The organism is Actinomycetota bacterium, assembly GCA_035540895.1.
Lineage (GTDB): Bacteria > Actinomycetota > JAICYB01 > JAICYB01 > JAICYB01 > DATLFR01.
In genome coordinates, this window is the sequence record DATLFR010000225.1 from 1 (window position 1) to 7,572 (window position 7,572).

Annotated in this window: 8 protein-coding genes; 6 read left to right on the forward strand and 2 right to left on the reverse strand. The window is 72.5% G+C overall.

From position 1 onward, the window contains the following. Positions 1 to 480, forward strand: a 480-nt coding sequence (locus tag VM840_12400; GenBank protein ID HVL82380.1) for a zinc finger domain-containing protein, incomplete at its 5' end; no start/stop codon positions are given. Between the two features lie 133 nt (positions 481 to 613). Next, a complete protein-coding gene (locus VM840_12405; protein HVL82381.1) occupies positions 614 to 1,588 on the forward strand; it encodes an aldo/keto reductase in 975 nt (324 codons plus the stop codon). 49 nt (positions 1,589 to 1,637) lie between these two features. Here VM840_12405 and VM840_12410 read toward each other — a convergent pair whose 3' ends face one another. Then, positions 1,638 to 3,485, reverse strand: a complete 1,848-nt coding sequence (locus VM840_12410; protein HVL82382.1) for a hypothetical protein — start codon at positions 3,483 to 3,485, stop codon at positions 1,638 to 1,640. Positions 3,486 to 3,615: 130 nt separating this feature from the next. On the opposite strand from VM840_12410, the gene VM840_12415 reads away from it, so the two are divergent. From VM840_12415 to VM840_12430, 4 genes are all read left to right on the forward strand, one after another. Beyond that, a complete protein-coding gene (locus VM840_12415; GenBank protein HVL82383.1) occupies positions 3,616 to 4,179 on the forward strand; it encodes a DNA-3-methyladenine glycosylase 2 family protein in 564 nt (187 codons plus the stop codon). Further along, a complete protein-coding gene (locus tag VM840_12420; GenBank protein ID HVL82384.1) occupies positions 4,179 to 5,075 on the forward strand; it encodes an alpha/beta hydrolase in 897 nt (298 codons plus the stop codon). Before VM840_12415 ends, VM840_12420 begins: the two co-directional genes overlap by 1 nt. Before the next feature lie 31 nt (positions 5,076 to 5,106). Continuing rightward, positions 5,107 to 5,526: a hypothetical protein gene (locus VM840_12425; GenBank protein HVL82385.1), complete on the forward strand. Its 420-nt coding sequence runs from the start codon at positions 5,107 to 5,109 to the stop codon at positions 5,524 to 5,526. Between the two features lie 139 nt (positions 5,527 to 5,665). Then, positions 5,666 to 5,986, forward strand: coding sequence for a hypothetical protein (locus tag VM840_12430; GenBank protein HVL82386.1), 321 nt, complete (start codon positions 5,666 to 5,668; stop codon positions 5,984 to 5,986). A 16-nt stretch (positions 5,987 to 6,002) separates the two neighbouring features. On the opposite strand, the gene VM840_12435 is transcribed toward VM840_12430, so the two are convergent. Continuing rightward, positions 6,003 to 7,277 carry a DEAD/DEAH box helicase gene (locus VM840_12435; protein HVL82387.1) on the reverse strand — a complete coding sequence of 425 codons (1,275 nt, stop codon included), beginning with the start codon at positions 7,275 to 7,277 and terminating at the stop codon, positions 6,003 to 6,005. Between the last annotated feature and the right edge of the window lie 295 nt (positions 7,278 to 7,572).

A 7,572-nucleotide genomic window follows, 5' to 3' on the forward strand; every position in this document is an offset into this window, starting at 1 on the left:
GTGCTGGCCGAGGGGGACGAGGGTCCGATGTCCGTCCTCGGGCCCCAGCCGGGGAGCCCGGGGTTCGATGAGCTGATCCGGACGTCGGACGACAACCGGAGGATCCACACGGTCCTGCGCGACCAGCGAACGGTGTCCGGACTCGGGCGCGGGTACACCGACGACATCCTGCACCGCGCGCGCGTCTCCCCGTTCGCATCGCTGAGATCGCTCGACGCGGCGAAGAGGGATGAGCTGCTCGAGGCGACGCGGGCGGTGCTCGCGGACGGGCTCGAGGCCGAGCGGGCCCGCACGGGCGGGCTCCCGACGAAGATCGGCGACCACTGGGTGGTGCACAACCGCTATGGGGAGCCGTGCCCGGAGTGCGGCGACGACCTGCGCCGGGTGTCCTACGAGTCGCACGAGGTGACGTACTGCCCGCGCTGCCAGACGGGTGGGAAGATCCTCGCCGACCGTCGGATGTCCCGGCTCGTCCGCTAGGCGGGGCCGCGCGGAGCCCGGGCCCGCACGACGCGGGAGGCGGGGGAGCCGGGCCGCGCGCGGGCGCGGGAGCCGACCCCGCGGGGCTCCCGCGCTCACTGCATAGACTGGCCCCACGCGACGAGGAGGGCCCATGCGCTACACGAAGCTCGGACGCACCGGAGTCACGGTCAGCCGTCTATGCCTCGGGACGATGAACTTCGGCCCCCATACGAACGAGGACGACGCGCACTCGATCATGGACAGGGCCCACGAGGTCGGGATCAACTTCTTCGACACCGCCAACGTGTACGGGGGCCAGCCGGGCGAGGGGGTGACCGAGCAGATCATCGGGCGCTGGTTCGCGCAGGGAGGCGGCCGTCGTGAGCGCACGGTCATCGCCACGAAGGTCTTCGGAGGGATGGGCACCGACCGGTGGCCGAACCAGCGCCGGCTGTCGGCGCTGCACATCCGGCGGGCGTGCGACGAGTCGCTGCGCCGCCTGCAGACCGACCACATCGACCTGTACCAGATGCACCACATCGACCGGGAGACGCCCACGGACGAGATCCTGCAGGCGTTCGAGATCCTGATCGCGCAGGGCAAGGTCCTCTACGTCGGCTCCTCCAACTTCGCGGGGTGGCACATCTCTCGGTTCAACGAGGAGGCGCGCCGCCGGAACATGCTCGGTCTCGTCTCCGAGCAGTGCCTGTACAACCTCAACGCGCGCATGGTCGAGATGGAGGTGCTCCCTGCCTCCGAGGAGTACGGGGTCGGGATCATCCCGTGGAGTCCGCTCGCCGGGGGTCTGCTCGGCGGCGCGCTCGCGAAGGCGTCGGAAGGGCGCCGGGCCTCCGAGCGGGTCCGGGAGGGGGTCGAGGCGAACCGCAGCAAGCTCGAGAGGTTCGAGAAGCTCTGCGCCGAGCTGGGCGAGCAGCCGGCCGACGTCGCTCTCGCGTGGCTGCTCGGACGCCCCCAGGTGACCGCGCCGATCATCGGCCCCCGGACGAAGGAGCAGCTGGACGGCTCCCTACGCTCGGTCGAGGTCGAGCTGGACGGACCGACCTGCCAGGCGTTGGACGAGATCTTCCCCGGTTACGGTCCGGCCCCCGAGGCGTTCGCCTGGTGACCGGGCCGCGGACCCCGCGGTGGCTCCCCGCCGTCCGGCGCGCGGCGGATCAGGCGCAGACGGCCCGCTCCGCGTAGCTCGCGCAGGCGAGCGGCGTCCGGACCCTCGCCACGCGGGAGAGCGGCGACGTGTTGCCCGACCGGTCCAACGCGGCCACCCTGTAGCGGTACACGGTGTTCGGTCGGAGTCCGGTGTCGGTGTGGTCGGTCCCCTCGACGGTGACGATCGCCTGGCCGTCCCGGTACACGACGTAGCCCGCGACCCCCGAACGGTCGTGCGCCGGGTCCCAACGCAACGCGACGGAACCGATGTCGACCGCCCTCGCCCTGAGCCGCGCCGGGACGGACGGCGCCTCGTTGTCCACCACCAGCGGGGCGGACGGCACCGATGCGTTCCCGGCGCCGTCCAGGGCCTCCACCGTGTACGTGGACACGGATCCGGGCACCCATCCCTCGTCGACGTGATGTTCGACCTCGGTCCTACCGATCTCCACACCGTCGCGCCGCACGACGTACGCAGCCACCCCGACGTTGTCGGCGGACGCATCCCAGCTGAGCGAGACCCCCTCCTCCCCCCTGCCCGTCTCACGGAGGCGAGCGGGACGCGTGGGAGGGAAGGTGATCACGGCGGCGGGCTCCGGGGTGGTCCGCCACAGCACCCGAACGCCCCGGAGGGGATCGTCCAGCACGTCCCCGCGCGGGAGCGGAGCGTCCCGGAAACCGCGGGTGGTCGGCGTCGCGTCGACGAGATGCGTCGTCGGGAGGCTCCTGTGCGGGGCGAGCCGCACGGAGAGTCCGGTCGCGACAGGATCTGCCTCATCGAAGTCATCGAAGGCGCCCAGCGGACGCCGGTACTCGATCAGGTGGTCGGTCTCCTCGCCGGGCACCGTGATGAGGAGCGTGGTGTCGCCGTGCAGAGGCACCACCTCGTCGTCGGTCACCGACCGGGCCTGCCCGGGCTCCAGCCACCCCAGCAGCTGCTTCTGCTGGGCGTGGAAGTGGCGCGGGTGGTCGAGGTCCATCTCGGCTCCCGCGCCGAGACCCATGACGCTGAAGGGGTCTGCGTAGGGGACGCTGCGGCACGACCCGTCGACCGGGGCCCGGCTCCCGCCCGCAGAGCACTCGAGGCCGTCCGCGTGGCCGAGACCGAGGTTATGGCCCAGCTCGTGCGCCACGACGCCCGCCCGCGGGTCGCCGATGACCCACGAGTCGCCGCCCCCGACCTCACCCATGCCGATGAAGCCGCACGAGGGGTGCCCGGACACGACGTACACCCGGTGGTGGTAGCGGTCCACGTCGTAGCCGTCCGCCCGCGCCGCCGCGCGTCCCTCGGCGGACCAATGCCAGGGGTCGCAGTCCCGGTTGTCGGACGCCGGGTAGGGACCGGCGACATCACCGCTGGCCTCCTCGATCCCGCCCAGGGTCACGCGCGATCCGCTGGCCTCGGCGTAGAACGCGGCCGCCGACCGGTCTCCCGTGAACACCGCCTCCCTCGCGTCCTCCGTCGTCACGACCGGGCCCGGACGCCCGGGCTCGAGGACCACGACGAGGACTCCCCGCTCCCCGAGGACCGGCTCCCCGGGGGGAGCCGGTTCGAGCAGGGACCATCCGGTCGCATCGAGCGGGGCCGTCCGCCTCCCCGCCGGGGCCGCGGTCAGATCCACGCGGGCCCCGGACACCGCGGCCGGGGGAGCCTCGCGGAAACGGACCTCGGTCAACGAGCCGTCGTCCCCCTCGACCGCGTACCGGTGCACGCTCCCCGCGGGGAGGACATCGGCGTGGAAGACCCGGAGGGTGCCGCGGAGGCGGACGCCGGGCGCGGGCGCAGCCACGGCGGCGGTGGTCAGGATCGCGTATGCGCAGACGGCTCCGATGGCCGCGGCTCGTGCTGGTCGCAAGTCTCCCCCCGGGTGGGCGTCACCCTGGGGTTCGACGCGCCGACCCGGCCCCCTTCCGAGGTGGCTAAGGTAGGCCGTGTCCCACCACGGCGAAGCTGCCATCGCCCACCTGCGCCGAGTCGATCCCGTCATGCGCGACGTCATCGATGCGGTCGGGCCTCTCGGGCTCCGACCCGGCTCCCGAGGCGACCACTTCACCACGCTGCTGCGAGCGATCATCGGGCAGCAGCTGTCCGCGAAGGCGGCCGAGACGATCTGGGGACGGCTCGTCGCCCTGCACGCCGACCAGCGGCGGCTGCGGCCGGAGGACGTCCTGGCGATGGACGAGGCGCAGATGAGGGCGGTCGGCATGTCCGCTGCGAAGACGGCGTCCGCGAAGGACCTGGCCCGCCGGGTGGCGGACGGCTCCCTGCGACTGGACCGGATGTCGCGGCTCGACGACGACGCGGTGATCGCCCAGCTGATCGCCGTCCGGGGGATCGGGCGCTGGACCGCCGAGATGTTCCTGATGTTCAAGCTCGGACGCCCCGACGTCTGGCCGGTGACCGACCTCGGCATCCGCAACGCGGTGCGGCGCGTCTACGGGATCGAGCCGACGCCGGCGGCGATGGCCGAGATCGCCGAGCCCTGGCGTCCGCACCGGTCGGCGGCGTCGTGGTACCTGTGGCGGAGCCTGGACCTGGAGGCCCTGTGATGGACGAGCGCTTCGCGAGCGTGGGCGGACTCGAGATCTGCTACGAGGAGATCGGCTCCCCGGCCGATCCGCCGATGCTCCTGATCATGGGCCTCGGCGCCCAGTCGATCTCATGGCCGGACGGGTTCTGCACGCTCCTCGCCGACCGGGGCCTGCGCGTGATCCGCTACGACAACCGCGACGTCGGGAGGTCGACCGTGCTGAGCCACCTCGGCTCCCCCGACCTGCGGGCCGTGTCCGAACGCACCCAGCCGCCCCCCTACACGCTGCACGACATGGCCGCCGACGCCGTCGGCCTGCTGGACGCGCTGGGCATCTACGAGGCCCACGTGGTCGGAGCCTCGCTCGGCGGCGTCGTCGCCCAGTTCGTCGCCCTGGACCACCCCGGACGCGTGCGCTCGCTGGGCCTCGTGATGACCCACCCGGGCCGGGACCTGGCCGATCCCCCGGCGCCGGAGGCCGCCGCGGTCCTGACCACCCCCCGCGCCCGGACCCTCGACGCCCGGATCGAGCAGCTCCTGCACGCGCATCGCGTCGTGGGGAGCCGGGGCGAGCTCGCCGACCCGGAGCGCGTACGCGAGCTGGCCGTCCGGACGTGGGAGCGGGGTTGGCACCCCGAGGGGTTCGCCCGCCAGCTGGCCGCGATCGTGGCCACGCCGGGACGACTCGCAGAGCTGAGCGGCCTCGCGATGCCGGTAGTCGTCGTGCACGGCGAGGCGGACGGCCTCGTCCCGGTCTCGAACGGACACAGGCTCGCCGAAGCCATCCCCCACGCCCGGCTCGTCACCTTCCCCGAGATGGGACACGACCTCCCCGCCCCCCTCTGGGAGCCGATCTGCGACGCGATCGCGTCGAACGCGCGAGCAGGACTCCGCACCCCGACGCAGAACGCTTAGTCGAGGCTTCCGAACGAACCTAGGAGGGGATATGACCCGCCGCATCGCCGCCGTCGTCACCGCAGCCGCGGTCGCCCTCGGCGCCACCGCTCTGGCCGCCCCCGCCCACGCCCAGGCGCGGTGCACGCCGAAGCCCGAGGTGAACAAGGGCCCCCATCCCGGTCGTCCGCACGACCCGGACCTGAGGGCCGACGACCCGACCTTCAACAACTGGCACGTGCGCGTGGGGAGCACGAGCGACCCGTACGTGACCTACTACTACAACGACGGCTACGTCTCGGCCGACGGCAACGGTGACCCGCACGTGCGGTTCTACATGCCGTTCCGCTACATCATCGGCGCCGTCGAAGGACGGGTCACGGTCACGAGCAACCCGGCGAACGCGGTCTGCGTGAACCGGGACCAGCAGGACCGCGACGACCCGCCGCCCACGCGGGACCTCATCCCGTAAGTCGGGCACGGATACCGATCTCGAGAGCCGGCCTGCGGGCCGGCTCTCTCGTTCCGCCGTCGGGACCGGGCCCCGCCGGCTCCCGGTTGGCTCTCACCGGGTCGCGTTCGGGTCATGCTAGCGGTGCGGGTACACACAGATGACCGACCCATCCCCCCACCCCCGGGCCCGGATCGAGGAGACCATCGCGCGCGCGCGGCGGTCACGCGACTCGCGCGCCCTCGTGCACGCGACCGTGGCGCTCGCGCTGCTCGAGCTCGACGAGGGGTACCCGGGGTCGGCCCGGCACAGGCTGGCCGACGCGCTGGCGCTCGCGCGTCAGGATGGCCTGGACGAGGGGGTGGTGGAGGCGCTGCGGGCTCTGGCACTTGTCCACGAGGCGGCCGGCGACGCGGACGCGGCCGCCGAGGCGCGATCGGAGGCCGAAGAGGTCTCGAAGCTGCTGGGGCGGGAGGGCTAGCCCCCCGAGGGGAGCGCTACCGACGACGCCGGCGGGCCAGCTTGCGGTACACGTCCTTCGCCTCGGCCCGGCGTTCGGTGGTGGAGAGCGGCCGGGCGTGCTCGAGCTCGCCGCTGCCGATCTTCTCGAAGCGGTCGTCGGAGGAGACCATCTCGACGATGTGCGGCCGCAGGTGGAGGCGCTTGGCTATCCGCTCCACGTCGTCGCGCTGCTGCCAGGTGGCGAGCGTGATGCCTACCCCGGCCCGCCCGGCACGGGCGGTACGCCCGATGCGGTGCAGGTACGCCTTGTGGTCCTCGGGCGGGTCGTAGTTGACGACATGGGTGATGCCCTCGATGTCCAGGCCGCGCGCGGCCACATCGGTGGCGACGAGCACGTCCACCTCTTTGTTCTCGAACCTGCGCAGGGCCTTCTCGCGGGCCGCCTGCGGGAGGTCGCCGTGGATGGCGAGCGCGTCCAGACCGGCCTTGGAGAGGGACTTCGCGAGCCGGTCGCACTGCGCCTTCGTACGGGTGAAAACCAGCGTGAGGTCCCGCGGCGCCCGGCGCAGGACCGAGATCAGGACCTCAGTCTTGTCCATCTGCCTCACCTCGAAGAGGTGGTGCTCGACCCCCTCCACGGTCACCTGCTGGTTGGCCACCTCGTGGCGGACCGGGTCGGTGGTCTGGGCGATGAGGCCCATGATCTGGTCGTCGAGGGTGGCGGAGAAGAGCATCGTCTGACGGTCCCGCGGCACGTACCCCAGGATCCGGGCCACCTGCGGCAGGAACCCCATATCGGCCATCCGGTCGGCCTCGTCGATGACGAGCATGTGGACGTTCCCGAGGTCGGCCGCCCGCCGCTCGAGCAGGTCGATCAGCCGCCCGGGGGTGGCCACGAGGATGTGCGCGCCCTTGGCGTCGCGCAGGTTCTCCTTCATCCCCGCTCCCCCGTACACGGAGACGATCTTCGCGGACGAACCACTGATGGCCCGTAGCTCGTCGGCGACCTGGGAGGCGAGCTCGCGGGTCGGGACGAGGACCAGGGCCTGCGTGCCGGACACCCCCTCGCGCATCCGCTGGACGATCGGGATCGAGAAGGCCAGCGTCTTCCCCGAGCCCGTCTTCGCCTTGCCGAGGATGTCGCGTCCGTCGAGGGCGTCGCGCATCACCAGGGCCTGGATCGCGAAGGGCGCCTCGATGCCGCGCTCGCTGAGGCGGCGGCGGATCGGCTCTATGACGCCGAGGGACTCGAAGCTCGGTGCGTCCTCGGCCGGGGGTGTCTCGTTGGGGGCGTGTTCCGTGTCGCTCATGTTCAAGTGTGGTCCTCGTCGCTCCTGGGCTGCCTCATCCATCGAACGTGCGCCCGGAGCGTCCACGAGGGCCCGGAGGGACCCGGACCGCCACATCCTAGCACCCCGTCTCAGACGTTCGACGGGACGTGGGCGCTTGAGGCAGGCTGGTGACGTGCAGGTCAGGGGAAGGGTCCGGGCGGTCACGCCCGCGGCCGCCGTCGTCGCTCTCGTCGCGCTCGCGGGGGGCGGTCCGGTCGCCGCGGACGACCACGACGTCGCGCCTCGCACGCCCCGACCCGTCCGGGTCCCCGAC

Excerpts from the sequence above, each read along its gene's own strand:
- VM840_12405 (HVL82381.1), top strand. The coding sequence starts at position 614 with ATGCGCTACACGAAGCTCGGACGCACCGGAGTCACGGTCAGCCGTCTA.
- VM840_12415 (HVL82383.1), top strand. The coding sequence starts at position 3,616 with ATGCGCGACGTCATCGATGCGGTCGGGCCTCTCGGGCTCCGACCCGGC.
- VM840_12420 (HVL82384.1), top strand. The coding sequence starts at position 4,179 with ATGGACGAGCGCTTCGCGAGCGTGGGCGGACTCGAGATCTGCTACGAG.
- VM840_12425 (HVL82385.1), top strand. The coding sequence starts at position 5,107 with ATGACCCGCCGCATCGCCGCCGTCGTCACCGCAGCCGCGGTCGCCCTC.
- VM840_12430 (HVL82386.1), top strand. The coding sequence starts at position 5,666 with ATGACCGACCCATCCCCCCACCCCCGGGCCCGGATCGAGGAGACCATC.
- VM840_12435 (HVL82387.1), bottom strand. The coding sequence starts at position 7,277 with ATGAGCGACACGGAACACGCCCCCAACGAGACACCCCCGGCCGAGGAC.